We start from the raw sequence: 26,496 nt of genomic DNA, 5'->3' as shown, positions 1-26,496 counted from the left end.
AGGCGCGCTGGGAGCGTGCCGTAGATTGTCCTGACGTGGCACGGCGATCCTTCTCCCACTTCTTCGCCGACACCCGGCCGCTGCGCAACCAGCACTTCCGCAGGCTCTGGACCGCCAACATCATCACGGTCGTCGGCGCCCAGCTGACCGTCGTCGCGGTCCCCGCGCAGATCTATGCCGACACCGGCTCCTCGGCCTATGTCGGGCTCGCCGGCGTCTTCGGGCTCGTGCCCCTGATCGTGTTCGGCCTCTACGGTGGTGCGCTCGCGGACGTGTTCGACCGCCGGACCATCCTCATCTTCACGACGATCGGCCTGATCGTCACCAGTGCGCTGTTCTGGCTGCAGGCCGCCGCCGGCAACACCAACGTGTGGCTCCTGCTCGCGCTGTTCTCGGTCCAGCAGGCGTTCTTCGCCGTCAACCAGCCGACCCGCAGCGCGGTCCTGCCCAAGCTGCTCGACCTGACCCTGCTGCCCGCCGCCAACTCGCTCAACACCACGGTCATGATGGCCGGCGCCATCGCGGGGCCGCTGGTCGCCGGTGTCCTGATCCCGGTCATCGGGTTCGAGTGGATGTACCTGATCGACACGTTCACGCTGTTCGCCACGCTCAGCGCCGTCGTCCGGCTGCCGCGCCTTCCGGTGCTCGACGCGGCGGCCGGGGTGCCGGGGATCAAGGCCGTCATCGAGGGCTTCACCTATCTGCGCACGCAGCCCGTGCTGCTGATGTCGTTCGTCGTCGACCTCATCGCGATGGTCTTCGGCATGCCGCGGGCGCTGTTTCCCGAGATCGCCCACCTCGACTTCGGCGGACCCGACAGCGGCGGCCTGGTCTTCGCCCTGCTGTTCGCCGCGATCCCTGCCGGAGCCGTCATCGGCGGCATCTTCAGCGGGTGGGTCTCCCGTGTCGAGCGGCAGGGTCGGGCCGTCGTCGTCTGCATCCTCATCTGGGGCCTGGCGATGGTCGGCTTCGGCACCGGCGTGGGCCTCGCCGACCACTGGCGCACCCCCATGCTGGTCGTCGCGCTCCTGATGCTCGTGATCGGTGGCGCCGCCGACACCGCTTCGGCGGCGTTCCGGAGCAGCATGCTCCAGTCTGCCGCGGACGATGCCGTGCGGGGCCGCCTGCAAGGAGTCTTCATCGTCGTCGTCGCCGGCGGTCCGCGCATCGCCGACACCCTGCACGGGGCCACCGCTGCCGCGGTCGGCACGGCGGCGGCATCGGCCGGTGGCGGGGTCCTCGTCGTCGTCGGCGTCGTGGTCGCCTCGCTCGCGGTGCCCTCGTTCGTCCGCTACCGCATCAGCCGACCCGTACGCGACTGACGACCACCGCACCGGCCACGGACGGCCGGCAACATACTGTGCTCATGTCCCGGACGCGCGTACGCCGCGAGCTCACGACCGAGCAGGTGCAGCGGTGGGTCGTGTCGTTCCTGATCCTCGCCGTCTCGTCGTTCCCCATCGGCGCGCTGATCGCCGTGATCCGCAGCATCGTGGACGACGGCCGCCGGAGCGACGGCACGATCCTGCTCGTCGTCATGGCGATCATCGGGATCGTGGCGCTCGGTGCGATCCGGCTGGTCCACCGTCGACCGGCGTTCGCACCGTGGATCCTGCTCGGCGCGATCCCCGCGGTCGTGGCCGGTCTGCTGATTCTCTAGTGCTGGAGGTCGCTGACCAGCGGCGAGAACCTCGACCGCCGGGCAGCGAGCTCGAGGGACGCCACGTCCGGTGCGGCAGACACCGGGCGTACGCCCGCGACGGTGCGAACGATCAGCACCGGGATCAGGCCCACTGCGAGCAGCACCAGCAACAGCCAGGTGGCCCGCCCGAACGCGTCGGTCGCCATCGCGGTCACCGCGGCCACGGTCGAGCCGCCGCCGACGTAGGCCGCGGACCACGTGGCAGAACCCGCGAGCGACGCGGGCGCGAACCTGCGGTACTCCAGGCCCGACGCGCCAGCAGCTGCAGGCGTGAGGGTACGGACGATCGGCACGAGCCGGGTGGCGAACACCGCGAGCCCGCCGCGACGCCGCAGCAAGTCGGTCGCGCGATCGTAGTGGCGTACGCCGAGGCGCTTGACTGCCTTCGTCTCACGCAGTGCGTCGCCATAGCGACGACCCAGGAGGTAGCCGACGTGATCGCCACACGTGGCGCCGACCATCACGACGATCCCGAGCGCAACCATCTCCACGGGCGAGCCCATCGTGGCAGCCAGGACCACGATCGCCGTCTCGCCGGGCAGCACGATGCCGAGGCCGAGTCCGGACTCGGCGAACGCCAGGCCGAGGCCGAGCGCAAGGGTCAGCGCGATTGCTGTCATGCCTTCACGATGACGGGGCGGCATGACTCGGTGGCTGCGAGCAGGTGGCTGCCGGATGAACAGCGAGCGTTCAACCGTGCTCAAGCAGGCCGAGCAGGTAGTCGCCGTAGCCGCTCTTCGCGTACGCCTCGGCCTGACGCCGCAGCTCGTCGTCGCTCAACCGCCCGAGCCGCCAACCGGCCTCCTCGGGACAACCGATCGACAGCCCCTGCCGCTTCTGCACCGTACGGATGAACTCGCCGGCCTCGCCGAGCGAGTCGAACGTGCCGGTGTCGAGCCACGCGACGCCCCGCTCCAGCGGCTCGACCCGCAACCGTCCCTCGTCGAGGTAGCGACGGTTGAGGTCGGTGATCTCGAGCTCGCCGCGTGCGGACGGCCGGAGGCTCTCGGCCATCCCGACGACATCGTTGCCATAGAAGTAGAGGCCCGGCACGGCATAGAGGCTCTTGGGCGCTGCGGGCTTCTCCTCCAGCGAGATCGCCGCACCGTTGTCGTCGAGCTCCACGACGCCGAATGCCGACGGGTCCGCGACGCGATAGCCGAAGATCAGTGAGCCTTCGACGTCGGTGTACTTCGCGAGCTGGGTCCCGAGGCCCGCACCGTAGAAGATGTTGTCGCCCAGGACGAGCGCTGCGGACTGGCTGCCGATGTGTTCCTTGCCGATCACGAAGGCCTGCGCGAGACCGTCGGGACTCGGCTGCACGGCGTACGTGATCGAGATGCCGAACTGCGAGCCGTCGCCCAGGAGGTGCTCGAACTGCGCGGCGTCGTGCGGTGTCGTGATGACCAGGACGTCGGTGATGCCGGCAAGGATCAGCGTCGACAGCGGGTAGTAGATCATCGGCTTGTCGTAGACCGGCAGGAGCTGCTTGCTCACGGCACGCGTCACGGGGTCGAGCCGCGAGCCGGTGCCACCGGCCAGGATGATTCCCCGCATGCCGGTCATCCTAGGTGGCGGTGCACGAGGCACTACTACGCTGAGCCCCATGCGCAACGTCCTGGTGACCGGAGGAGCCGGCTTCATCGGCGCCAACTTCGTCCGGCACCTCGTCGAGGAGACCGACCTGGACGTCACGGTGCTCGACAAGCTGACCTACGCGTCGAGCCGCGTGAGCCTCGACGGGCTGCCGGCGGACCGCTGCCGGCTCGTCGTCGGCGACATCACGGACGCAGCGCTCGTCGGAGACCTCGTCGGCACGCACGATGCCGTGGTCCACTTCGCGGCCGAGTCGCACAACGACAACTCCCTCCTCGACCCCACCCCGTTCGTCCAGACCAATCTGGTCGGCACGTTCACGGTCCTCGAGGCCGTCCGCCGCCACGACGTGCGCCTCCACCACGTCTCGACGGACGAGGTCTACGGCGACCTCGATCTCGCCGACCCGGAACGCTTCACCGCGACGTCGCCCTATCGCCCGTCGAGCCCGTACGCGGCGACCAAGGCCGGGTCCGACCACCTCGTCCGCGCGTGGGTGCGTTCGTTCGGCGTACGCGCGACGATCAGCAACTGCTCCAACAACTACGGGCCGTGGCAGCACGTCGAGAAGTTCATTCCCCGTCAGGTCACCCAGCTCATCGACGGGCTCAAGCCGCGTGTCTACGGTGACGGGCTCAACGTGCGCGACTGGATCCACGTCGACGATCACAGCAGCGCCGTCCTGGCGATCCTCGAACGCGGCGCGATCGGCGAGACCTACCTCGTCGGCGCCGACGGGGAGCACAGCAACCTCGACGTCGTCGCGCTGCTCCTGACGATCTTCGGCCGCGAGCCCGACGACCTCGAGCACGTCACGGACCGCGCCGGCCACGACCGGCGCTACGCCCTCGACCCGAACAAGCTGCAGGCCGAGCTGGGCTGGTCGCCGCGGTTCGGCGACTTCGCCACCGGCCTGGCCGAGACGGTCGAGTGGTACCGCGCCAACGAGCACTGGTGGCGGCCGAGCAAGGCCGCGACCGAATCCATGTATGCACGACAGGGGCAATGACCATGACCACGGTGCTGACCTACGGCACGTTCGACCTGTTCCACATCGGCCACCTCAACCTCATCGAGCGTCTGTCGCAGATGGGCGACCGGCTGATCATCGCGGTGTCGACCGACGAGTTCAACGCGGGCAAGGGCAAGACGTCGGTCGTCTCCTACGAGGACCGCGCCCGCATCATCGGCAGCATCAAGGGCGTCGACCTCGTGATCCCCGAGACGTCGTGGGAGCAGAAGGCGAGCGACATCAGGGAGCACGACGTCGACATCTTCGCGATCGGCGAGGACTGGGCCGGCAAGTTCGACGAGCTCAAGGAGCTGTGCGAGGTCGTCTACCTGCCCCGCACCGACGGCATCTCCAGCACCGAGATCAAGCAGATGCTGCGCGTGCTCGACCCCACGCACATCACCGAGATGCAGGACGCCCTCGCGGTCATGAGCCGCCTGCTCGAGCACTACCGCGACCTGACGTGAGCGGGGTGGAGCTCACCCCGATCCCGGGGCTGCTGGTCGTACGCCTCACGGTGCACGCCGACGGCCGGGGCTGGTTCAAGGAGAACTGGCAGCGCGCCAGGATGGTCGAGGCCGGGCTGCCCGACTTCGGCCCGGTGCAGCACAACGTCGCGTTCAACACCGCGGCCGGCACCACGCGCGGCATCCACGCCGAGCCGTGGGACAAGCTGGTGTCGGTCGCCACGGGTCGCGTGTTCGCCGCCTGGGTCGACCTGCGGGCCGGCGAGTCGTTCGGCGCCACCCACACGGCGGAGCTCGACCCCGGCACGGCAGTCTTCGTGCCTCGTGGCGTGGCCAACAGCTATCAGACGCTCGAGGACGGCACGGCCTACTCCTACCTCGTCAACGCGCACTGGAGCGCCGACGCCGAGTACGCCAACCTCAACCTCGCCGACGAGACCGTCAACATCCCGTGGCCCCTGCCGCTCGTCGAGATCTCCGAGAAGGATCGCGACCACCCACGCCTCGCCGACGTCGTCCCGGTGCCGCCGCGCCGCACGGTGATCCTCGGCGCCGACGGCCAGCTGGGCCGCGCACTCCGCGAAGTCCTGCCCGACGCGCTCGCCCTGACGCGTACGGACCTCGATCTGGCGGACCCCTCGACGTACGACCGCGTGCGCTGGGACGACGTCGACACGATCATCAACGCGGCGGCCTACACGGCGGTCGACGCCGCGGAGACACCCGAGGGACGTCGCGAGGCGTGGGCTGTGAACGTCACCGCTGTCGCCGCGCTCGCAAGGATCGCGATCCAGCACCGGCTCACGCTCGTGACGATCTCGTCCGACTACGTCTTCGACGGCACCGAGGCAGAGCACACCGTCGACGAGCCGGTCTCCCCGCTCGGTGTCTACGGGCAGACCAAGGCGGCCGGCGAGGCGGTGACCTCGACGGTGCCCCAGCACTACGTCGTGCGGACGAGCTGGGTCGTCGGCGACGGTGCCAACTTCGTCGCCACGATGCAGCGGCTCGCCCGCGACGGCGTACGCCCCCAGGTCGTCGACGACCAGCTCGGCCGGCTCACGACAGCCCGCGAGCTGGCAGACGGGATCGCCGGGCTGCTGTCGTCCGGAGCCCCGTACGGCATCCACCACATCACCGGCGGCGGCGAGCCCCGGTCGTGGGCCGACATCGCCCGCGAGGTGTTCGTCGCCGAGGGCCGCAGCGCCGACGACGTCATCGGGGTGTCGACCGAGTCCTACGGCGCCGACAAGCAGCTGGCTCCTCGCCCGAGGCACAGCACGCTCGCCCCCCGCACCCCCTAAGGCGCCAGGCGGTCCCGCCGCCAGCCGTCGCCCTGGCGGAGGTAGCGCAGGCGGTCGTGCAGACGGCTCTGCCGGCCCTGCCAGAACTCCACCGAGTCGAGCGCGATCCGATAGCCGCCCCAGACCGGCGGGCGTACGACCTCCTGGCCCTCGAAGACCCGCTCGACCTCGGCGACCCGCCGCTCCAGCACCTCGCGATTCGGGATCGTGCGGGACTGCGGCGAGGCGACGGCGCCGACCTGCGAGCCGCGCGGCCTGGACAGGAAGTAGGCGTCCGACTCGGCCTCGTCGATGCGGGTCACCCGGCCCTCGACGCGCACCTGTCGCTGCAACGGATGCCACAGCATCACCGCTGCCGCACGAGGGTTGACCTCGAGCTCGACGCCCTTGCGCGACTCGTAGCCCGTGAAGAACGTCAGCCCCCGATCGTCCAGACCCTTGAGCAGCACGATGCGCACCGACGGACGGCCATCAGTCGTCGCGGTCGCGAGCGCCATGGCGTTGGGCTCGTGCAGGCCGGCGTCGATGGCCTCGTTGAGCCACCGACCCAGCAATGCCAGCGGATCATCGCCGGAGGCCGCCTCGTCGAGGCCTTCGCGGGCGTACTCCTCACGCATCCGCGCCAAATCAGGGGTCTCCATGACTCCACGGTAACGACGCAAGGCAGAATGCAAGGTATGACTGAAGTGCACCACGGACTTGAAGGCGTCGTAGCGTTCGAGAGCGAGATCGCCGAACCCGACAAAGAAGGGTCCGCACTGCGCTATCGCGGTGTCGACATCGACGACCTCGTCGGCCGCGTGCCGTTCGAGAAGATCTGGGGACTGCTGGTCGACGGCGCCTACGAACCCGGCCTCCCGCCGGCCGAGCCGTTCCCGATCCCCGTCCACTCCGGCGACATCCGCGCCGACGTACAGAGCGCGATCGCGCTGACCGCTCCCGCGTGGGGCATGAAGCAGCTCTATGACATCGACGATGTCCAGGCTCGAGAGGACCTTGCCCGCGCTGCGGTCATGGTCCTTTCCTATGTCGCCCAGGCCGCGCGCGGCGTCGGCCAGCCGATGGTGTCGCAGTCCGAGATCGACAAGTGCTCCACGATCACCGAGCGCTTCCTGACCCGCTGGCGCGGCGAGGTCAACCCCAACCACGCCAAGGCCATCGACGCCTACTGGGTGTCCGCCGCTGAGCACGGCATGAACGCCTCGACGTTCACCGCACGCGTCATCGCCTCCACCGGCGCCGATGCCGCCGCCGCCCTGTCGGGTGCCGTCGGCGCGATGTCCGGTCCGCTGCACGGCGGTGCCCCGGCCCGCGTGCTGACGATGATCGAAGAGGTCGAGAAGTCCGGCGACGCCACGGCGTACGTCAAGGGGCTGCTCGACAGCGGTGAGCGGCTCATGGGCTTCGGCCACCGCGTCTACCGTGCCGAGGACCCGCGTGCACGCACGTTGCGACGGACGGCCAAGGAGCTCAACGCGCCTCGCGCCGAGGTGGCCGTCGCGCTCGAGGAGGCCGCGCTCAAGGAGCTCCGCGAGCGTCGCCCCGACCGTGTGCTCGAGACCAACGTCGAGTTCTGGGCCGCGATCGTCCTCGACTACGCCGAGGTCCCCCCGCACATGTTCACCGCGATGTTCACGTCGGCCCGCACGGCCGGCTGGAGCGCGCACATCCTGGAGCAGAAGCGCACCGGCCGCCTGATCCGGCCCTCCGCGATCTACACCGGCCCGGCCTCACGCCGCGCCGACGAGGTAGAAGGTTGGGACAGCGCTTGGGCGCAGTGACGCGCCTGCAAGGCCGATTTGGGGCGGTGACTTGATCGCCCATCCCGCCAGCGAGCGGTGCGCGAGTCGCCCTTCCAACCTCCGGAAAGCCAACTCACGCACCGCCACTGGCAGCGCCTGACTACAGGATGCTCTTGGTGACGGTGCGGACGCCGACCCAGAGGCCGGCTGCGCAGGTCACCATCGCCGCGACGATCCCGTAGACCACCGCGCTGTCGTCGAACGTCCCGGCGAACAGCACGCGCTCGGCGTCCACGATGTAGGTCAGCGGGTTGACCTTCGACAGGGCCTGCATCCAGTCCGGCCCGGTCTCGAGCGGGAGCATCATGCCCGAAAGGATCAGCAGCGGGAACAGCAACGACTGCTGCACCGCCCAGAACGCCCACTCGTTCTTGCGAGTCGCGATCGCGAGGGCGTACGAGAGGGCACCGACGCCGACGCCGAACACCCCGAGGATCAGCAGGCCGACGACGATGTGCGCCGGGTGGAGGTCGAAGCCGAACGGCACCGCGACCAGCGTGATGATCAGGGCCTGCACGACGAGCGGAGTCAGCTCCTTGAGTGCCCGGCCGATCAGCAGCGCCTGACGGGCGAGCGGCGTCGCGAGGATCCGCTCGAACGCTCCAGTCATGATCTCGAACTGCAGGTTGGCGCCGGTCATCGACGTGCCGAACATCGTGATCATCACGACGACACCGGGCAGGAAGAACTGCAGTGTCGAGCCGAAGCCCAGACCGTCGTCGGCCACGCCGGCCAGCAGCGGTGCGAACAGGCCGAGGAACACCAACGGCTGGATCAGCGAGAAGACCAGCGAGAACGGGTCGCGCAGGATCGTGAGCGTCTCACGCGTCCAGACGGCCTTGATGTCGCCCAGGACGGAACGGTGGGCGATGCGTGCCGAGGTGGCGGCGGAATCGAGGATGGTGCTCATGCTTCTGCTCCTTCGCGCAGGCTGCGTCCGGTGAGGTTGAGGAAGACGTCGTCGAGGGTGGGCTGCTTGAGCGTCGCCGCGTTGACGGCCACGCCCTTGTCGCCGAGGGTGTGCAGGACCCGCGGCAGGGCGACCGGACCGGCATCGACACGGAACGAGATCGCCGTGCCACCGTCGGCCGACACCTCCTGGACCTCCGTGCCGGCCTGGGCGACGACCTCACGGGCCGTCGGCAGGTCGTCGGCACCGACCGTCACGGTGATCCGGTCGCCGGCCTGCTCGGCCTTGAGCGACTGGGCCGTGTCGTCGGCGATGATCCTGCCGTGGTCGATCACCACGACTCGCTCGGCCATCGTGTCGGCCTCCTCGAGGTAGTGCGTCGTCAGCACGATCGTGGTGCCGAACTCCTCGCGCAGGCGCAGGATGTGGTCCCAGAGGTTGGCCCGGTTCTGCGGGTCCATGCCGGTCGACGGCTCGTCGAGGAACAGCAGGGCGGGCTCGTGGATCAGCCCGAGCGCGATGTCGAGCCGCCGCTTCTGGCCGCCCGACAGGGTGCTGACCTTGCGCATCTTCATGCCCTCGAGGTCCAGCGTGCCGAGCAGCTCGTCGGCCCGCGCCGTGGCTCGCTGCTTGTCGAGCCCGTAGAAGCGGCCCTGCATCAGCAGCTCGTCCCACACGCGGTAGTTGTGCCCGGCGCCGTCCTTCTGCCCGATGTAGCCGATGCGGCTGCGTACGCCCGCCGGGTCGGCCGTGACATCGACACCTGCGACCGTCGCCGTGCCGGAGGTGGGCGGCAGCAGGCTCGTGAGCATGCGCAGCGTCGTCGACTTGCCAGCGCCGTTGGGGCCGAGGAAGGCGACGAGCTCGCCCTCGGCGACGTCCAGGTCGATCCCGCGCACCGCCTCGACCGTCTCCTTGCCGGACTCGAAGGTCCGGGTGAGCTGTTGTGTGTGAATCATGTGGGTCCCTTTTCCGTACGTCGTACTGAGTTCCTGACCATTACATCATACGGTGTACGGTGTGACAAGAACGTGACCCGCAGAAGGACATCCATGAACGACGAACGACCGACGGTCCCCGACACCGACCCGCTGACCTGGGGCACCCCCGAGGGGCGGCACATGATCAGGCTGTTGTGGGACCCGCCTGCGCCCGCCGGCCGCGGCCCCAAGCAGAAGCTGACCCTCGACCAGGTCATCGAGGCCGGCATGGCCGTCGCAGCTGCCGACGGGGTCGACAAGCTCTCGATGCGCAACGTCGCAGCACACCTCGGGGTCGGCGCGATGAGCCTCTACACGTACGTCCCCGGGCGCGACGAGCTGTTCGAGCTGATGGTCGACCGGGCCTGGGCCGCCCGCAGGCTTCCGGACAGGTCACTGCCCTGGCGTGACCAGGTCGAGCTGCACGCTCGCGAGGCGTGGTCGATGTACCAGCTGTATCCGTGGCTGATCCGGGCCAACCTGTGGCGGATGCCCCTGGGCCCTCACGTGCTCGACGCGCAGGAGGACCTCTATCGCGCGGTCCTGCTGACCGGACTCCCCTATGAGGAGGTCGCCCGGGTGGCGGGCCTGGTCGAGTCACACGTCTTCGGGGTGGCTCGCAGCCTCATCACCGACACGAGCATGTCGTCCAACACCGGCGTCACGGCCGACGAGTACTGGGACTCCCGCAGCAGCTTCTGGGGCACCTACTACTCGCGTGAGCGGTTCCCCACCATGACCGCGATCTGGGAGTCCGGAGCGTTCGAGCGCTCCGCAGGTGACGAGATCGAGTTCGGGCTCGCTCGCCTGCTCGACGGCGTCGAGCTGCTGATCGAGAAGCTGGCACCGTCGAACAGCTAGCCGGATCTCTTGGTCGCCCGTGTCGAAATCGGTCCCCGCCACTCGACGTACAGGTGAGACCACCTCGACGAAGGAGTGCACCATGACGTTCCAGGCCTACCTCGACACGATCGAGACCAAGACCGGACTCACCCCGCGCGAGCTCATCGCGCAGGCACACGACCGCGGCTACGACGCCACGACCAAGGCCGGTGCCATCATCGACTGGCTCAAGACCGACCACAACCTCGGCCGGGGTCACGCCATGGCCCTGGTGCACGTCATCAAGAACGGGCCGAGGATCAGCAGCAAGCACGTCGGCTCGACCGGCACCCACCGCGACGAGTCCGACACGCTGTGGCTCGACGGCAAGGACACGCGACCCTGACGTCGGGCGCCTATGCTGGCCCGCGTGAGGTCCAAGTGGATCACGGTGCTCGCGGGGCTGATCGCCGCCATGGTGCTCGTCAGCGTCGCGATCGGGCTGAACACCCCCGACGGAAGCCTCAAGGACAGCGACACGGCGAAGCCGTCAGCCACTGCGACGACTCCCAGTCCGACGCCGACGGCGACCACACCCAGCCCGTCTGCGACGCCCGCGAGACCCACGGCCGGGCGCGCACCGGTGAGCGTACGAGGGCCGTGGCCCGGTCATCCGGACTCCGTCACGGTCACCGGCAACAGTGTCGACTGGTGCCCCGCCGTGCGCACGACGGGCGCCGCCGGGGCCGTGGCGGTCTTCGGCAAGGCGGCAGTCGACGACGCGGCCTGCGCGGCCGTGCGATTCATCTTCGGCAAGCGCTACTCGCGCCTCGCGATCCCCCGGGACTCGTACGACGTGCAGGACCTCGACTTCGTGCTCCCGGCGCTCGCGACCTCGACGACAGAGGTATTCCGCCCACGCGTCAACGCGTTCGTCGCCCAACCCGACAGCGTCGACGTCCGCGAAGAGCTGGGACTCGTCGTGTTCCGCGGCGAGGGGACCGAGGCCGGTGCCAAGCACACCGCGGCCGGCAGCGGCCGGGTGTTCTACGGCTCGGCCTACTCGGCCGACGGCTACCGCGACCGCGCGGTGTGGGTCAACCCGACGTGGTCGAAGGTCGCGATCAGCGTCGACCGCTCGAAGGCCGAGCCGCGCATCGTGGCCGTCCTCGACGCGTCCGCGGCGGTGCCGGTCTTCAACCCGGCCGAACGACGCGACGACATGCTGACGGTCCCGACGCACGCGATGTTCTTCCTGCGCAAGGAAGGCTCGAGCTGGAAGGTCGGCGGCTGGCAGCTCACCAGCGGCACGTACGAGTACGCGAAGCTCGCGGTGCGCTGAACGCCCGAGGCCGGCCATCCCCCCGAGATGGCCGGCCCATCGGCGCCCCTGCGCCGGGTCATACGACGGTCCGACCATCCCCCCGAATGGGTCGGACCTGACAACCTGTGACATAGACGCTATCCGAGACGGGGCGTCATGTGCAGTCTTGACATTAGCGCAGAATGTAGTTAGTTAGGGCTATTCGGAACTAGTCCTTCAGAGTTACTCCCTCGAAGCTGGTCCGATCGACGCGGAGGCCTCCCTGCCTCCGCGTCGCACTCTCTGCACCAGGCTGTCGGAAATACGTACGCCGCCGCGGCGGTTGTCACCTGCATGACCACCATCGGACTCATCGGCGCCGGACACATCGGCAGCCAGCTCGCCCGCGCCGCCATCGCCCACGGACACGACGTCGTCGTGAGCAACTCCCGCGGACCGGAGACCCTCGTCGACCTCGTGAGCGAGCTCGGGCCATCAGCCCGGGCCGGCACCCCTGCCGAGGCTGCCGAAGCCGCCGACATCGCCGTCGTCACGACGCCGGTGCACGCGATCGGCTCGGTGCCGGCCGCGCCGCTGGCGGGCAAGCCCGTGATCGACACCAACAACTACTACGCCCAGCGCGACGGTGACATCGCCGAGCTGCAGGACGGCACCCTGACGAGCTCGGAGCTCCTGCAGAAGCACCTCACTGGCGCCCGCGTGGTCAAGGCGTTCAACCACATCCAGGCAGCGGCCATCACGGCCGAGGCACAGGAAGCCGGTACGTCCGACCGTCGCGCGCTCGCCGTCGCCTCCGACGACGAGGCGGCCAAAGCGGCCGTCGCGGCGTTCATCGACGAGATCGGGTTCGACGTCGTCGACCTCGGACCCCTGGCCGAGGGCTGGCGGGTCCAGCCCGACACCCCCGGCTACGGTCCCCGGCTCACGGCTGACGAGCTGCGCGCCGCGGCCCAGGCGGCCACCCCGCCTCAGCGCAGCTGAGTCAGCTGGGCGAGGTCGTCGGTCGGCAACGAGTCCACGACCGCCGTGACGTTCATCGACAGCAGGTCGACCCGCGCCCAGTGCTGCGACAGGAAAGCCGTCTCGGAGGCGTCCTGCCCCGTGGCGATGCGCAGCAGACTGCCGCGAGGCGCCAGTGTCGTCGCGTCGACGACCTGCCACGCATCCTCGATGTAGGCCTCGGCGACCGCGTGGAAGTCCATCGGATAGAGCCCGGGCGCATAGACCGACGCGAGCCGCGCGGGCACGTCGAGCGCCCGCAGCAGCGCCACGACGAGGTGCGCGTAGTCGCGGCAGACTCCCTCGCGGGCCAGCATCGTGGCGACCGCGCCATCCGTCGGCTGGCTCGCGCCCGGCACGTACGACAGGTGCGCGCCGACCCATGAGCTGACCGCGTCGAGCAGCTCCTTGCCGTGCACACCCGCGAACTCGGAGTTGGCCGTGGAGAACAACGTGTCGGACTCGCAGTAGCGGCTCGGCCGGCGGTACTCGATGAGGTCGAGCTCCTCGACCGCGGCCGGCTCCGACTGGCCGACGACCTCGGCCGCATAGTTGATCGTCATGTGGCCCGGCGGTCCGGTCAGGCGGTGCAGGCGGGTGCCGTGGCGTCCGGCGATCTCGTGCGCCTCGAGCTCGACGCCGCCGGACTGGATCGAGAACGTCTCGGTCGTGGCGTGCCCCTCGGCCACCGCGATCGAGAAGATCAGGTCGGCGTGGTCGTGAAGATGGAGCTGCAGGTGGGCCGAGACGGATCGCTTCACCGCCCGATCGTTTCACACGCCCGGTGAGCCCGAGCTAGGAGTCGTACGCCTCGAGGATGCGGTCAGCGGCGGTGGCGGCCGGCATCTCGCCCGACAGCACGGCTTCGCGGATCTCCTCGCGCATCGCGGCAACGCGCGGGTCGGTGCGCAGCCGCTGGTCGAGCTCGTCGCGGACCAGGGCCCAGGTGAAGTCGAGCTGCTGCTGCGCCCGCTTCTCGCGCAGCCCCTTGCTGCCGAGGAACTCGCGGTGCCGGATGATCCGGCTCCACACCGTGTCGATGCCGGTGCCCTCGAGCGCCGAGCATGTCAGGACGGGCGGGACCCACCCGGTGCCGCCGGCATAGACCATGCGCAGAGCGCCGGCGAGGTCCTTCGACGTCGCCTCGGCCTCCTGCACGCGCTCGCCGTCGGCCTTGTTGACCGCGACGACGTCGGAGATCTCGAGGATGCCCTTCTTGATGCCCTGGAGCTGGTCACCCGTACGCGCGATGGTCAGGAACAGGAACGTGTCGACCATGCCGGCGACCGTGATCTCGGACTGGCCGACACCGACCGTCTCGATCAGCACGACGTCGAACCCGGCGGCCTCGAGCACCGTCATGGCCTGGCTCGTGGCTCGGGCGACACCACCGAGGGTGCCGGCGCTGGGCGAGGGCCGGATGTAGGCGTCAGGGCTCACCGCGAGCCTCGACATGCGGGTCTTGTCGCCGAGGACGGAGCCGCCCGTGCGTACGCTCGACGGGTCGACCGCGAGCACGCCGACGCGGTGCCCCTCCTCGACGAGGTGCATGCCGAGCGCCTCGATGAACGTCGACTTGCCGACGCCCGGCACGCCGGAGACCCCGACGCGAACGGCTCCCCCGGCGTCTGGGGTCAGCAGGCCGAGCAGCTCTCGCGCCTCGGCCCGGTGATCGGCACGACTCGACTCGATCAGCGTGATCGCCCGCGAGATCGCCGCGCGCTTGCCGACGCGGACGTCGTCGGCGAGGTCAGCGACGTCGACCATCAGGCCCGGTGCGTCGTCTGGAGCTTGTCGAGCAGGTCGAGCGCGGAGTCGGCGATGACCGTTCCGGGCAGGAACACCGCGGCTGCACCCATCTCCTTGAGCGTCGGGACGTCGTCGGGCGGGATGACGCCGCCGATGACGACCATGATGTCCGGCCGGCCCATCTCGGCGAGCGCCGTCTTGAGTGCCGGCAGCAGGGTCAGGTGGCCGGCAGCCAGCGAGGAGACCCCGACGATGTGCACGTCGGCGTCGACCGCCTGCTGGGCGACCTCCTCCGGCGTGGAGAACAGCGGGCCGACGTCGACGTCGAAGCCCATGTCGGCGAACGCCGTCACGATGACCTTCTGGCCGCGGTCGTGGCCGTCCTGGCCCATCTTGGCGACGAGGATGCGCGGGCGTCGGCCCTCGGCCTGCTCGAACGCCGCGGTGGCGTCGATGACCTTCTGGATGTTGCCACCCTGGCCGGCTTCGGTGCGGTACACACCTGAGATCGTACGGATCACGGCCTGGTGGCGCCCGTAGACCTTCTCGAGCGCGTCGGAGATCTCTCCGACCGTCGCCTTGGCACGCGCCGCGTTGACCGCGAGGGTCAGCAGGTTGTCGTCGAGCGAGCCGTCGCTTGCGGAGCCTCGCTCGGCACTCTTGGTGAGCGCCGCGAGCGCGGCGTCGACGTCGTCCTGGTTGCGCTCGGCGCGCAGCCGCTCGAGCTTGGCGATCTGCGAGGCGTACACCGCCTTGTTGTCGACCTTGAGCACGTCGAGCGGGTCCTCGTCGGCCAGCCGGTAGGTGTTGACGCCGATGACGGCCTGCTGGCCGGAGTCGATGCGCGCCTGCGTCCGGGCGGCGGCCTCCTCGATGCGCATCTTGGGGATGCCGGCCTCGATCGCCTTGGACATGCCCCCGGCCTTCTCGACCTCCTGGATGTGCGCCCAGGCGCGGTTGGCGAGGTCGTGCGTCAGCCGCTCGACGTAGTAGGAGCCACCCCACGGGTCGATGATGTCGGTCGTGCCGGACTCCTGCTGGAGCAGGAGCTGGGTGTTGCGGGCGATGCGGGCGCTGAAGTCGGTCGGCAGGGCGATCGCCTCGTCGAGGGCGTTGGTGTGCAGCGACTGCGTGTGGCCCTGGGTCGCGGCCATCGCCTCGATCGCGGTGCGCCCGACGTTGTTGAACACGTCCTGTGCGGTCAGCGACCAGCCCGACGTCTGGCTGTGCGTACGCAGGCTCAGTGACTTGGGGTTCTGGGGGTTGAAGTCGGCGACCAGCTGCGCCCACAGGGCCCGGGCTGCCCGGAGCTTGGCGATCTCCATGTAGAAGTTCATGCCGATCGCCCAGAAGAAGCTCAGCCGCGGCGCGAACGCGTCGATGTCGAGGCCCACGTCGAGGCCCGCACGGATGTATTCGACACCGTCGGCCAGCGTGTAGGCGAGCTCGAGGTCGTTCGTCGCCCCGGCCTCCTGGATGTGATAGCCGGAGATCGAGATCGAGTTGAAGCGCGGCATCTTCTGCGCGGTGTAGGCGAAGATGTCCGAGATGATCCGCATCGAGGGTGCCGGCGGATAGATGTAGGTGTTGCGGACCATGAACTCCTTGAGGATGTCGTTCTGGATGGTCCCGGAGAGCTTCTCGGGCGGCACGCCCTGCTCCTCCGCGGCGACGATGTAGAGCGCCAGCACCGGCAGCACCGCGCCGTTCATCGTCATCGACACGCTCATCTCGTCGAGCGGGATGCCCTCGAACAGCTTGCGCGTGTCATAGATCGAGTCGATCGCCACGCCGGCCATGCCGACGTCGCCGACGACCCGGGGGTTGTCGGAGTCGTAGCCGCGGTGGGTCGCCAGGTCGAACGCGACGCTGAGCCCCTTCTGCCCGGCGGCGAGGTTGCGGCGGTAGAACGCGTTGGACTCCTCGGCGGTCGAGAACCCGGCGTACTGCCGGATCGTCCACGGCTGCGTCGTGTACATCGCCGGGTAGGGGCCGCGCAGGAACGGCGCGAGGCCCGGATAGGTGTCGAGCGCGTCCACGTCCTCGAGGTCGGCGGCGGTGTAGAGCCCCTCGATGTCGATGCCTTCGGGCGCGGTCCACGGCTCGGCGCCGTCGGTGGCACGGGCGTACGTGTCGGCGTCCGGCTCGTACGGCTGCTCGGGATCGAGCGGCAGCCCGGCGAAGCTCTCGGGAATGCTCACTTCTCAAGCTCCTGTCGGATCGAGCGGAGGAAGGCGAGGGCGTCCAGCCCGGCCGCGACGTGGGTGTCGGCGCCGATGTCGGCCCTGCCGGCCACCACGACGTACGTCGCCCCGGCCTGACGCAGGGCGGCGACCAGATCGGCACCCCACGCCTCGTACGCCTTGTCGTTGCCGACCAGGCAGACCGTCGTGGGCCGTCCCGCGTCGTCGTACGCCGTGCGGACGTCGTCGACGCCCTCGGTGGGTCCGGCGACGACGGTGTCGATGCCGCCGGCGGCGAGCAGGTTGGCCGCGAACGTGCCTCGAGCGGTGTAGGCCGCCACCGTGCCCATCGACGCCAGGAACACCGGCTTCGACGCCGGGTCGTCGCGCAGCGCCTCGTACTCTCCGGCATAGCGGTGCACCTCGAGCGGGTGACCGTACGGCCGGCGCTCGGGCAGCTCCTCGTGCAGGTTGGGGAACTCCGAGACGCCGGTGATCGGTCGCTTGCGCTTGGCGATGTCGAGCGCGCGTGCCGAGACCGTCCCCGCCACGCCCTCGCGCAGGAAGTCGAGTGCCTCGACGAGCCCGCCGCGCTCCTCGATCTCGCCGAACAGCGCCCATGCGGCACGGGCGAGGTCGTCCGTCAGCTTCTCGACCGCGTGCGCGCCACCGGCCGGATCGGCGACCGCAGCGACGTGGGACTCGCTGATCAGCAGGCTCGACGTGTTGCGCGCGATGCGGCGGCTGAACGCCTCCGGCAGGCCCAGCGGCTCGTCGAACGGCAGCACCGTGACGGACGCCGCTCCCCCGACACCGGCGGCGAACGCCGCGACGGTCGTGCGGAGCATGTTCACGTAGGGGTCGTACTTCGCCATCATCGGCCGCGACGTGACGGCGTGCTGCAGCTGACCCGCGGCGGCGCTGGTGACGCCGCTGAGCTCGGCGACCCGGTTCCACAGGCGGCGGGCCGCGCGAAGCTTGGCGATCGTCGGGAACTGCTCGTCGGTGGCGGCGTAGCGGAAGTCGATGAGTGCGGCTGCGGCGTCGACCTCGATGCCGGCCGCGACGAGGGTGCGGAGGTAGGCGGCACCGGCGGCGAGCGAGTAGGCCAGCTCCTGGACGTCGGAGGCACCGGCGTCGTGCACCGCCGTCGCATCGACCGTGACGGCGCGTACGTCGTGGGTCTGCGCCAACGCGGCGATCTCGGCCACGATCCCGAGGTCCGTGACGCCCTGGCCGCGGATCGTCGCGCCGAGCGGGTCGGCACCGAAGGACGTACCGGGTGCTGCGACGACGCCCTTGTCGGCGAGCACTGCTGCGAGGGCGCGCGCCGCCTCGACGGGCTCGGCGGGGGCGTCGAGGACGACCGCCGCGAGGTCGAGGAACACCGGCTCGAGGACTGACGCCAGGGCGTCGGACGGGATCGCTCCGCCACCGACCGAGAGCCACAGCGAGTTGACGCCGTTCTCGAGATCCGTGACGACGTCCTTGGCGGTGCGCTCGGCGTCGGGGTCGGCGAACCACGCGCGTACGTCCCAGCCCTCGAGCTCGCTCGTGGCGGCGCTTCCGCGGGTGAACGGCGCCTGGCCGGGCAGGCCGCCGTCCGGGAGCTCACGGGTCAGGGACGGCGTGCCGAGCGGCGTGACGGTGATGCCGTCGAGGGTCGTCGTCGCGAGCTTGCCCCAGACGTCGCTGTCGGGTGCGTCGTCAGCGAGCCTGCGCGCCTTGCGGAGCACGGCCGCGGTCGCCGATTCCCACTCGTCCTGCGTGTGCTCGAGCCCCTTGGACAGGGGAACATCGACCGATCCGTCAGAGGCCATACGGGGCATCGTACGAATTGACGGTGATACCAGCCACTCAATGTGACATATGTGACGAGGGTGTTACGCGTGCGCAGGTCCATGCTGGGAGACTTGCCGCGTGAAGATTCCTGCGGACCTCCTGCCCGGGGACGGACGATTCGGGTCCGGCCCGTCCAAGGTGCGCGTCGAGGCGCTCGACGCGCTGGCGACCACCGGCGACTCGCTGATGGGCACCTCGCACCGTCAGTCGCCCGTGCGCAACCTCGTCGGCAGCCTCCGCGAGGGGCTGGCCGACCTGTTCGCCCTGCCCGACGACTACGAGGTGGTGCTCGGGGTCGGCGGCTCGCACGCGTTCTTCGACGCCGCGATGTTCGGGCTGATCCGCGAGCGCAGCCAGCACCTGGTGCACGGCGAGTTCACCCGCAAGTTCGCCACGGCCGTGCAGCGCGCACCGTTCCTCGCCGATCCGCACGTGCTCGAGAGCGACGTCACGACGCACCCGGTGCCGGTCGCGGAGCCGGGCGTCGACGCGTACGCCTGGGCGCACAACGAGACCTCGACGGGCGTCATGGTGCCGGTCGAGCGGGTCGCCGGTGCCGACGAGGGTGCGCTCATGCTGATCGACGCGACCTCCGGGGCGGGCGGTCTGCCGCTCGACGCGTCGCAGAGCGACGTCTACTACTTCGCGCCGCAGAAGACATTTGCCTCCGACGGCGGACTGTGGGTCGCCCTGATGTCGCCGGCGGCGATCGACCGCGCCGAGGAGATCAGGGCGAGCGGCCGGCACGTCCCGGGATTCCTCGACCTGCCGAGCGCGATCGACAACTCCCGCAAGAACCAGACCTACAACACGCCGGCGCTGGCGACGCTGTTCCTCATCGACGACCAGGTGCGCTGGATGCTCGCGCAGGGCGGGCTCGACTGGGCGGTCACGCGTACGCGCGACTCCTCGACTCGGCTCTACGCGTGGGCCGAGGCGTCGGCGTACGCCACGCCGTTCGTCACCGACCCGGCTGACCGCTCACTGGTCGTCGGGACGATCGACCTCGAGGGCGTCGACGCTGCCGCCGTCACCGCAGCACTGCGCGAGAACGGCATCGTCGACGTCGCCGGCTATCGGGGCCTGGGCCGCAACCAGCTGCGCATCGCGATGTTCCCCGCGATCGAGCCCGACGACATCTCCCAGCTCACGAGGAGCATCGACTACGTCGTCGAGCGCCTCAGCTAGATGACCTCGGCGCCCTTGCGGTGCAGCTCGCGGTGCTCCTCGTAGATCTCGGCATTGTGGTGCAGCGTGGCGACCTCGTCGTCGGTCAGCTCCCGGCGCACCTTGCCCGGCACCCCGGCGACCAGTGAACGGGGCGGGATCTCGACGCCTTCGGAGATCAACGCACCCGCGGCGATCAGCGACTCGTCGCCGATGACCGCACCGTTCATGATGATCGCGCCCATGCCGACCAGCACGTGGTCGCCGATCGTGGCGCCGTGGATCACCGCGCCGTGCCCGACCGAGACCCCCTCACCGAGGAGCACGGGCTTGCCCTTGTCGACGTGGAACGCACAGTTGTCCTGCACGTTGGAGCGCCGGCCGATCGTGATCGGCTCGTTGTCGGCGCGCAGGACGGCGCCGTACCAGATGCTGGCGCCGTCCTCGATCACGACGGACCCGGCGAGGGTCGCATTGGGTGCGACCCACGCCGTGTCCGCGACGCGTGGGGCCTTGTCTCCGAGTGCGATGAGCATGCGCTCAAGGTATCCCGGCGGCTCAGCCCACCCAGCTGGTGATCGGGTCGATCGCGAAGTAGATCACGAACAGGATCCCGATGAGCCACATCAACGGGTGGATCGCGGCGACCTTGCCCTTGACGAGCTTGATCACGACGTAGGCGATGAAGCCCGCGCCGATTCCTGCGGTGATCGAGTACGTGAACGGCATCAGCACGATCGTGAGGAACGCCGGGATGGCGATCTCCGAGTCGTCCCAGGCGATGTCCTTGACCTGGCTCATCATGAGGAAGCCCACGAGCACGAGCGCGGGCACGGCCGCCTCGTTGGGGATGTGCTCGACGAGCGGCACGGCAAGCGTCGACAGCAGGAACAGCACGCCCGTGACGACCGACGCCAGGCCCGTACGCGCACCGTCGCCGACACCGGAGGCCGACTCGATGTAGGACGTGTTGCTCGAGATGCCGGCCGCGCCGCCCGCCGCGGCGGCGATCGAGTCGACGACGAGGATCTTCTGCGCGCCGACCGGCGTGCCGTCGTCGTCGTTGAGCCCGGCCTCGGCGCCGATCGCGGTCATCGTGCCCATCGTGTCGAAGAAGTCGGCGAGCAGGAGGGTGAAGACGAGCAGCGCTGCGGTCACGACACCGGCGCGCTCGAAGCCGTTGAACAGGTTGAAGTCGCCGAGGAGCGAGAAGTCAGGCTTGGCGAACACCTTCTTCGGCCACTCCGGCACGTTCAGGTTCCAGCCCTTGGAGGTGGCCTTGCCGCCGCTGGCCGGCAGGTCGGCGATGGCCTGCACGATGACCGCGAGGATCGTGGTGGCGACGATGCCGATCAGGATCGCGCCGGGGACCCCGCGCGCGTGCAGGGCGATCATCAGCAGCAGCCCGGCGATGAACACCAGCACGGGCCAGCCCTCGAGGTGACCACCGATGCCGAGCTGGATCGGCGGGGCGCTGATGCCGGTCGTCCGCACGAAGCCGGCGTCGACCAGGCCGATCAGGGTGATGAACAAGCCGATGCCGACCGCAATCGCGGTCTTGAGCTGCCGCGGCACGGCGTCGAACACCGCTTTTCGGAACCCAGTGAGCACCAGCAGCAGGATGATGAGGCCCTCGAGGACCACCAGTCCCATCGCGTCGGCCCAGGTCATCTGCGACGCGACCGAGAACGCCACGAACGCGTTGAGGCCGAGCCCGGTCGCCAGCGCCAGGGGGAAGTTGGCGACGACACCCATGAGGATCGTCAGCACGCCCGCGACGAGTGCCGTCACCGCGGCGATCGTGGCGAAGCCCGAGCCCGGCGTCGAGCCACCGCCGAGGAACTTGCCGTCCTCGTCAGCGACGCCGGCCAAGATGATCGGGTTGAGCACGACGATGTAGGCCATGGTCAGGAACGTGACGACGCCTCCGCGTACCTCCTGCCCGATCGAGGAGCCGCGCTGGCTGATCTTGAAGTACTGCTCGAGCGTGCTGGTCATGGCACTCCTGGTCGAGGTGGACACGTCGGTCGCAAGGGAGCATGCCAGACGCGTTCGTGCGGCGGGAAGGCTACGTCCGGTTGGTGGTTGCCGACGCGATGGCGGCCAGCAGCGCGACCCCGCCGATCGCCCAGAGCCAGATGCTGCCGGCGAACCCGTTGCCCGCGTCGTCCGCCGGCTTCTCGGCCGCGGTCTTGGTCGGCGAGGGCTTGGTGGTCGGCTCGTCGTCCGCCGTCTTCGGCAGCGTCAAGGGGATGCGGATCAGCGCCGAGTCAGCGCCTTCGCTGCCGATCAGGAACGACTTCTGGTTGGGCTCGATCGCGATCGACTCGCCCTGCGGCTGCGGCGGTGTCTCGGCGGACCGGATCGACTTCCAGGTCTTCGCGTCGTACAGGTGGACGTTGCTGTAGGTCCGCAGCAGCGCGTAGCGGCCGTTCGCCGACATCACCCCGTCCGTCACGACCGCCGGCATCTCGTGACCCGTGTCCTTGGCCAGGTTGGGCCGATCTGCCACGAGCTTGCTGGGCAGCGCGAGCAGCTCACCGGCGAACAGCCCCTTGGTGACGACCCCCTTGGCGCCCGTGCGGGGGTTGATCAGCAACGTCTCGACGTCGGCGGGGCCGCCCGGGTAGGTCAGCGGGTAGCGGGTCGCGGCGACCGAGTGGTCGCCCGTTCCCGGTTCCGGCAGGGCATACAGCGCGACGTCGGTGCGCCGCTCCTGGTTGTCCCCGGTGTCCGCGACCCACAGGACGCCGTCGCCGTCGATCGCGATGGCCTCGGTGTCGATCGGGGTGTTCTCGGTGATCGTGGTCGTTCCGACGACCGCTCCGGTGGAGATCTTGATCGCGAACACGATCGGCGCGTTGCCCGAGTCGTTGATCGTGTATGCCAGGTCGTCGTGCTTGACGCTGATCGCCAGCCCGCTGGACTCCGTGATCCTGGTGTCGGACATCCGGCTGACGACGTCAGGGCCCGCCTCGGCGCCGTCGGCCCGGCGAGCGACCGAGCTCACGAGCACGACGACCAGCAGAGCGACGAGCAGGCCCGGTATCAGCAGGCGACGGTGACGCGGATTCATGGCAGGTTCAGCATGACAGCACCCGAAACGCGAAGAGCCCGCGGCGGTAGGGTGGGCGGGTGAGCAGTGACGACGAGTGGGTCATCCGTCAGGGCGACGGACCCGAGACGATCGAGCGCAAGATGGGGCATCGTGAGATCGCCCGGCTCGAGCGCGCCGCGCGTCGTCACGAGTTCGGCCGGCCAGAGCTCACCGAGCTCGAGATCGGCAGCAAGACCCACCGCGTCGCCGAGGTCGAGCCCATGGATGTCGACGGCGTCCGCACCATGACGGTCGGCACGATCGTCTGGGGCGTCATCGCGATCGCGCTGCTGCCGTTCCTCGGCACGCTCGACGAGAACGGCCGCACGTGGTGGCTGTGGACCGCGCTCGCCGGTTTCGGGCTGGGCCTGATCGGCATCGAGTACTGCCGCCGGCGCCGCAACGCGCTGCGTATGCAGCCCGGTCGTCGCCGCCGTCTGGACTAGCCCGCTAGAAGTGCTCGACCTCGTCGACGCCGACGGTGTCGAACACCGGCGGGGGCAGCGCCTGGGCGCTGGCCGAACGGCTCAGGCGAGCGCCCGAGTGCGCTCCGCAGCCGTGGTCGAACGAGACGACCTTGCCGTCATCGTTGGCCATGCCGTTGGCGCAGACCCCGAACCGCTCGGACAACGGACCGGCGAGGCTCACCATGAAGCCGCATGAGTGGCACACGCCCGAGGCCTGCTGGGCGATCGCGGCGTCGGGTCCCTGCTCGCCCTCCTGCCAGCGGTCGGCGGCCAGCTCACGGCCCTCGAACGACAGCACCCACTCGCGGCCCAGGCCGACCTCGCGGGCGAAGAACCGATCGGGAGCCTGCTCGTCACCGTCGCCGGCAGACCACGAGGGCACGAGCCGGATGTCGTCCTCGTCGGGCGGCAGCACGTCACCGGGGCTGAGGTCGCCCGGACGAATGCGCTCCTTGTAGGGCGTCCACGCCGGGGCGACGATCGCCTCGTCGCCGGGCAGCAGGACGACGTCGTTGATCGTGACCCGGTCGCTGTCGGGTGCGCGCGAGACGCTGACCGACCAGTACCAACCCTCGTAGCCGGCCTTGAGGCACGTGAAGTGGTGGGAGACGAGCCGGTCGCCGTCCTCGACGGCGCGCACGTGATCGCCGACGGTTCCGGCGTCAGCGGCCTCGTCGACGGCCGCACGGGCGACGTCGACTGCGGCGGCAAGCTGCTCATCGATCGGCATTCCTCCATTGTCGCCCATGTCCGGACGGCCGCGGCTCGCGGGGTGAGGCAGGATAGACGGCGTGGACGGGTACGGAGACGAGGACGACCGCGGGCTCGATCCGACGCGTGTCGAGCCGCCCGAGCAGTCGCGCCTGAGCCGCTCCGCGCAGATCGCCGGCCGGGTCTCGTCCGGCACGGCTCGCCTCGTGGCCAAGGGCAGCACGTCGGCCTTCACCGCATCGCGGCGGTTCACCCACTCCGGCGGCGCCGGCGAGAGCGGACTGTCACGACTCCTCGAGCTGCACGCGTTCAACACCGCCGGCGACGCGGCCTTCGCGATCTCGCTGGCCGGGACCCTGTTCTTCACCGTGCCGACCGGCGAGGCCACCGGCCAGGTGACGCTGTTCCTCGTCCTGACGATGCTGCCCTTCGCGGTCGTCGCGCCGCTCATCGGGCCGTTCCTCGACCGCTTCCGTCGCGGGCGTCGCTGGGCCATCGGCGCGACCCTGGCGATCCGCGCGTTCTGCTGCTGGGTCCTCGCCGGCGCCATCTCGTCCGACAACCCTCCCCCGTCGTTCTACTTCGCCGCGCTCGGCTGTCTCGTCGCCTCCAAGGCGTACGGTGTGACCCGCGCCTCCGCGGTGCCGCGCCTGCTGCCCGCGGAGTTCACGCTGGTCAAGGCCAACTCGCGGATCTCGCTGACCGGCACCGGCGCCGCGGCCATCTCGGCCCCGCTGGCCGGCGGCGCTGCGGCGATCGGCGCCGAATGGGCGGTCCGCTACGCCGCCCTGCTGTTCGTCGTCGGCACGATCCTCGCGATCCTGCTGCCCGCCCGGGTCGACTCCAGCGAGGGTGAGGAGCAGGTCGACCTCTCCAAGATCGCCACGGGTGCGGCCAAGAAGGGCATCAGCATCTCCCGCGACGTCGTCAACGCCCTGCGCAGCAACTCGGGCCTGCGGCTGCTCTCGGGCTTCCTCACGATCTTCATGGCGTTCACGCTGCGCGACCCGCCGGACTCGATGGGCTGGCACGGCAACGCAACGGTGCTGCTCGGCCTGGTGATCGGCGGCGCCGGTGCCGGCAACACGATCGGCACGCTGATCGCGTCGCTGACCAAGTCCCGACGGCCCGAACGCGTCGTCATCGCGGTCCTCGTGCTCGACGTCGCGGTCGTCGTCACGGTCGCGGTGTTCTTCACCTGGTGGACGGCTGTGATCCTCGGCCTGACGGTCGGCCTGTGCCAGTCGCTCGGCAAGCTGAGCCTCGACGCACTGATCCAACGCGATGTCGCCGAGCGCGTGCGCACGAGCATGTTCGCGCGGTCCGAGACGCTCCTGCAGCTGTCATGGGTCATCGGCGGCCTGATCGGCATCGGCCTGTTCACGGTCGACGCGACGCCGCGCATCGGCCTGCTCGTCACAGCCGTCATCCTCGTCGCGTGGCTTGCCTTCGTGCTCAACCGCGCCAAGGGCAAGTCAGGCGAGGACGGCCGCCAGACCGAACAGCACGGGTATCGAGAGCAGCGTGGTGACCGCGACACTGTCCCGGGCCAGTAGCTCCGACCGCTGGAACCTCGACGCGTACACGAACACGTTCTGGGCGGTCGGCAGCGCCGCCATGACCGTCAAGCCGAACACCTGGTGCGACTCGAGCCCGAACGCGAAGCGCGCCAGGACGTACGCGACGGCGGGCATCCAGACCAGCTTGAGCAGCGCGATCACCGCGATCTCCCGGCGATGCGCCGTGCCGATGGCGCCGCCGAACCGCAGCGAGACGCCGTACGCCAGGAGCGCTCCGGGCACCGCCATCCCACCGAGCAGCTTGATCGGCTCACCGACGAGGTCGGGCAGGTGGATCCCCAGCACCGAGATCAGCACGCCGCACACAGCCGCGACCGACACCGGGTTGCGTACGCCCGACAGGGCCAGGGCGCCGAGCGTCGGCCGACGTCCTGTCGCCTCGAGGTCGAGCATCGAGAGGGCCAGGGGCGCATAGACGATGAGCTGCAGCACCATGACCGGCACCGCGAACGCCGCGTCGCCCAGCACGTACACGGCGATCGGCAAGCCGAGGTATCCCCCGTTGGCGTACGAGGCGGACAGCGCACCGATCACGATGTGCGACATCGACCGGCCCCGGCGGCGGGCGACCGGCACGTAGACGACCAGCACGGCGAGCACGCTGAGCCCCGCGATCGCGAAGCCGACGCCCAGCACGTCCGAGACGTCGGTGCGCGCCAACAGGTCGACCAGGAGCGACGGCGTCGCGACGAAGTAGACGAGGCGCGACAGCACCCGTTGGGAGTCGCGGTCGAGCACCCCGGCATGAGCCAGGCCGAGCCCCAGGGCGATCAGGATCCCGA

Annotated in this window: 27 protein-coding genes; 13 read left to right on the top strand and 14 right to left on the bottom strand. The window is 69.7% G+C overall.

Annotated elements, in window-relative coordinates; all coding sequences use genetic code 11:
* The first annotated feature begins 35 nt into the window (after positions 1-35).
* Together ASC61_RS11420 and ASC61_RS11415 are read left to right on the top strand one after the other, a co-directional pair.
* A complete protein-coding gene (locus ASC61_RS11420) occupies positions 36-1,322 on the top strand; it encodes an MFS transporter (RefSeq protein ID WP_056211984.1) in 1,287 nt (428 codons plus the stop codon).
* Between the two features lie 44 nt (positions 1,323-1,366).
* Positions 1,367-1,660 (top strand): hypothetical protein, encoded by a 294-nt coding sequence (locus ASC61_RS11415; protein ID WP_157439461.1) that lies wholly within the window; start codon positions 1,367-1,369, stop codon positions 1,658-1,660.
* Here ASC61_RS11415 and ASC61_RS11410 read toward each other — a convergent pair.
* Together ASC61_RS11410 and rfbA are read right to left on the bottom strand one after the other, a co-directional pair.
* The gene (locus ASC61_RS11410) at positions 1,657-2,322 is read right to left on the bottom strand and encodes a DedA family protein (RefSeq protein ID WP_056211980.1); all 666 of its coding nucleotides are present in this window, start codon (positions 2,320-2,322) and stop codon (positions 1,657-1,659) included. The two genes, ASC61_RS11415 and ASC61_RS11410, sit on opposite strands and share 4 nt — an antisense overlap.
* 70 nt (positions 2,323-2,392) lie before the next feature.
* Positions 2,393-3,259 carry a glucose-1-phosphate thymidylyltransferase RfbA gene (gene rfbA / locus ASC61_RS11405; protein WP_056211978.1) on the bottom strand — a complete coding sequence of 289 codons (867 nt, stop codon included), beginning with the start codon at positions 3,257-3,259 and terminating at the stop codon, positions 2,393-2,395.
* A 49-nt stretch (positions 3,260-3,308) separates the two neighbouring features.
* Here rfbA and rfbB point away from each other — a divergent pair, with 49 nt between their 5' ends.
* From rfbB to ASC61_RS11390, 3 genes are read left to right on the top strand one after another with little or no spacing between them, the layout of a single operon-like run.
* Positions 3,309-4,307, top strand: coding sequence for a dTDP-glucose 4,6-dehydratase (gene rfbB / locus ASC61_RS11400; protein WP_056211976.1), 999 nt, complete (start codon positions 3,309-3,311; stop codon positions 4,305-4,307).
* 2 nt (positions 4,308-4,309) lie between these two features.
* The gene (gene tagD, locus ASC61_RS11395) at positions 4,310-4,777 is read left to right on the top strand and encodes a glycerol-3-phosphate cytidylyltransferase (protein ID WP_082530613.1); all 468 of its coding nucleotides are present in this window, start codon (positions 4,310-4,312) and stop codon (positions 4,775-4,777) included.
* Positions 4,778-4,782: 5 nt separating this feature from the next.
* Positions 4,783-6,081, top strand: coding sequence for a sugar nucleotide-binding protein (locus ASC61_RS11390; protein WP_056211973.1), 1,299 nt, complete (start codon positions 4,783-4,785; stop codon positions 6,079-6,081).
* Here ASC61_RS11390 and pdxH read toward each other — a convergent pair.
* Complete coding sequence (pdxH, locus tag ASC61_RS11385) at positions 6,078-6,722, bottom strand: pyridoxamine 5'-phosphate oxidase (protein ID WP_056211970.1); 645 nt, start codon at positions 6,720-6,722, stop codon at positions 6,078-6,080. The genes ASC61_RS11390 and pdxH overlap by 4 nt on opposite strands.
* 36 nt (positions 6,723-6,758) lie before the next feature.
* Here pdxH and ASC61_RS11380 point away from each other — a divergent pair, with 36 nt between their 5' ends.
* Positions 6,759-7,862, top strand: a complete 1,104-nt coding sequence (locus ASC61_RS11380; RefSeq protein ID WP_056211968.1) for a citrate synthase 2 — start codon at positions 6,759-6,761, stop codon at positions 7,860-7,862.
* A gap of 121 nt (positions 7,863-7,983) precedes the next feature.
* Here the strand turns inward: ASC61_RS11380 and ASC61_RS11375 are convergent, their stop codons facing one another.
* Positions 7,984-8,793, bottom strand: a complete 810-nt coding sequence (locus tag ASC61_RS11375; RefSeq protein WP_056211966.1) for an ABC transporter permease — start codon at positions 8,791-8,793, stop codon at positions 7,984-7,986.
* Entirely contained in the window at positions 8,790-9,752 is a 963-nt protein-coding gene (locus ASC61_RS11370; protein WP_056211965.1) for an ABC transporter ATP-binding protein, read from the bottom strand. Before ASC61_RS11370 ends, ASC61_RS11375 begins: the two co-directional genes overlap by 4 nt.
* Before the next feature lie 93 nt (positions 9,753-9,845).
* Here ASC61_RS11370 and ASC61_RS11365 point away from each other — a divergent pair, with 93 nt between their 5' ends.
* From ASC61_RS11365 to ASC61_RS11350, 4 genes are all read left to right on the top strand, one after another.
* Positions 9,846-10,634 carry a TetR/AcrR family transcriptional regulator gene (locus ASC61_RS11365; protein ID WP_200935443.1) on the top strand — a complete coding sequence of 263 codons (789 nt, stop codon included), beginning with the start codon at positions 9,846-9,848 and terminating at the stop codon, positions 10,632-10,634.
* Between the two features lie 82 nt (positions 10,635-10,716).
* Positions 10,717-11,001, top strand: a complete 285-nt coding sequence (locus ASC61_RS11360) for a DUF4287 domain-containing protein (RefSeq protein WP_056211962.1) — start codon at positions 10,717-10,719, stop codon at positions 10,999-11,001.
* A gap of 24 nt (positions 11,002-11,025) precedes the next feature.
* Positions 11,026-11,937, top strand: a complete 912-nt coding sequence (locus tag ASC61_RS11355) for a hypothetical protein (protein ID WP_157439460.1) — start codon at positions 11,026-11,028, stop codon at positions 11,935-11,937.
* Between the two features lie 315 nt (positions 11,938-12,252).
* Positions 12,253-12,900: an NADPH-dependent F420 reductase gene (locus ASC61_RS11350; protein WP_056211959.1), complete on the top strand. Its 648-nt coding sequence runs from the start codon at positions 12,253-12,255 to the stop codon at positions 12,898-12,900.
* On the opposite strand, the gene ASC61_RS11345 is transcribed toward ASC61_RS11350, so the two are convergent.
* From ASC61_RS11345 to ASC61_RS11330, 4 genes are read right to left on the bottom strand one after another with little or no spacing between them, the layout of a single operon-like run.
* Positions 12,888-13,679 carry a transglutaminase-like domain-containing protein gene (locus tag ASC61_RS11345; protein ID WP_056211956.1) on the bottom strand — a complete coding sequence of 264 codons (792 nt, stop codon included), beginning with the start codon at positions 13,677-13,679 and terminating at the stop codon, positions 12,888-12,890. The genes ASC61_RS11350 and ASC61_RS11345 overlap by 13 nt on opposite strands.
* A 34-nt stretch (positions 13,680-13,713) precedes the next feature.
* The gene (gene meaB / locus ASC61_RS11340; RefSeq protein ID WP_056211954.1) at positions 13,714-14,685 is read right to left on the bottom strand and encodes a methylmalonyl Co-A mutase-associated GTPase MeaB; all 972 of its coding nucleotides are present in this window, start codon (positions 14,683-14,685) and stop codon (positions 13,714-13,716) included.
* The gene (gene scpA, locus ASC61_RS11335) at positions 14,685-16,868 is read right to left on the bottom strand and encodes a methylmalonyl-CoA mutase (protein WP_056211952.1); all 2,184 of its coding nucleotides are present in this window, start codon (positions 16,866-16,868) and stop codon (positions 14,685-14,687) included. The genes meaB and scpA overlap by 1 nt, the downstream gene beginning before the upstream one ends.
* Positions 16,865-18,670, bottom strand: coding sequence for a methylmalonyl-CoA mutase family protein (locus tag ASC61_RS11330; RefSeq protein ID WP_056211950.1), 1,806 nt, complete (start codon positions 18,668-18,670; stop codon positions 16,865-16,867). The genes scpA and ASC61_RS11330 overlap by 4 nt, the downstream gene beginning before the upstream one ends.
* 100 nt (positions 18,671-18,770) lie before the next feature.
* Between ASC61_RS11330 and serC the strand changes: the two genes are divergently transcribed.
* Positions 18,771-19,880, top strand: coding sequence for a phosphoserine transaminase (serC, locus tag ASC61_RS11325; RefSeq protein WP_056211948.1), 1,110 nt, complete (start codon positions 18,771-18,773; stop codon positions 19,878-19,880).
* Here serC and ASC61_RS11320 read toward each other — a convergent pair.
* From ASC61_RS11320 to ASC61_RS11310, 3 genes are all read right to left on the bottom strand, one after another.
* Positions 19,877-20,395 (bottom strand): gamma carbonic anhydrase family protein, encoded by a 519-nt coding sequence (locus ASC61_RS11320; protein WP_056211946.1) that lies wholly within the window; start codon positions 20,393-20,395, stop codon positions 19,877-19,879. The two genes, serC and ASC61_RS11320, sit on opposite strands and share 4 nt — an antisense overlap.
* A 22-nt stretch (positions 20,396-20,417) precedes the next feature.
* Positions 20,418-21,857 (bottom strand): NCS2 family permease, encoded by a 1,440-nt coding sequence (locus ASC61_RS11315; protein WP_056211944.1) that lies wholly within the window; start codon positions 21,855-21,857, stop codon positions 20,418-20,420.
* A 70-nt stretch (positions 21,858-21,927) separates the two neighbouring features.
* Complete coding sequence (locus tag ASC61_RS11310) at positions 21,928-22,935, bottom strand: hypothetical protein (protein WP_056211942.1); 1,008 nt, start codon at positions 22,933-22,935, stop codon at positions 21,928-21,930.
* 59 nt (positions 22,936-22,994) lie between these two features.
* On the opposite strand from ASC61_RS11310, the gene ASC61_RS11305 reads away from it, so the two are divergent.
* Complete coding sequence (locus tag ASC61_RS11305; RefSeq protein WP_235503543.1) at positions 22,995-23,402, top strand: DUF2530 domain-containing protein; 408 nt, start codon at positions 22,995-22,997, stop codon at positions 23,400-23,402.
* Positions 23,403-23,406: 4 nt separating this feature from the next.
* Here the strand turns inward: ASC61_RS11305 and ASC61_RS11300 are convergent, their stop codons facing one another.
* Positions 23,407-24,153 carry a DUF3027 domain-containing protein gene (locus tag ASC61_RS11300; protein WP_056211940.1) on the bottom strand — a complete coding sequence of 249 codons (747 nt, stop codon included), beginning with the start codon at positions 24,151-24,153 and terminating at the stop codon, positions 23,407-23,409.
* Positions 24,154-24,214: 61 nt separating this feature from the next.
* Between ASC61_RS11300 and ASC61_RS11295 the strand changes: the two genes are divergently transcribed.
* Positions 24,215-25,690, top strand: coding sequence for an MFS transporter (locus ASC61_RS11295; protein ID WP_235503542.1), 1,476 nt, complete (start codon positions 24,215-24,217; stop codon positions 25,688-25,690).
* Here the strand turns inward: ASC61_RS11295 and ASC61_RS11290 are convergent.
* Entirely contained in the window at positions 25,610-26,452 is an 843-nt protein-coding gene (locus tag ASC61_RS11290; RefSeq protein ID WP_082530610.1) for an AEC family transporter, read from the bottom strand. The two genes, ASC61_RS11295 and ASC61_RS11290, sit on opposite strands and share 81 nt — an antisense overlap.
* Positions 26,453-26,496: the final 44 nt, after the last annotated feature.

It is taken from the genome of Aeromicrobium sp. Root344 (genome assembly GCF_001425755.1).
Taxonomy (GTDB): domain Bacteria; phylum Actinomycetota; class Actinomycetes; order Propionibacteriales; family Nocardioidaceae; genus Aeromicrobium.
This window is presented reverse-complemented; position numbering and strand designations above follow the sequence as displayed.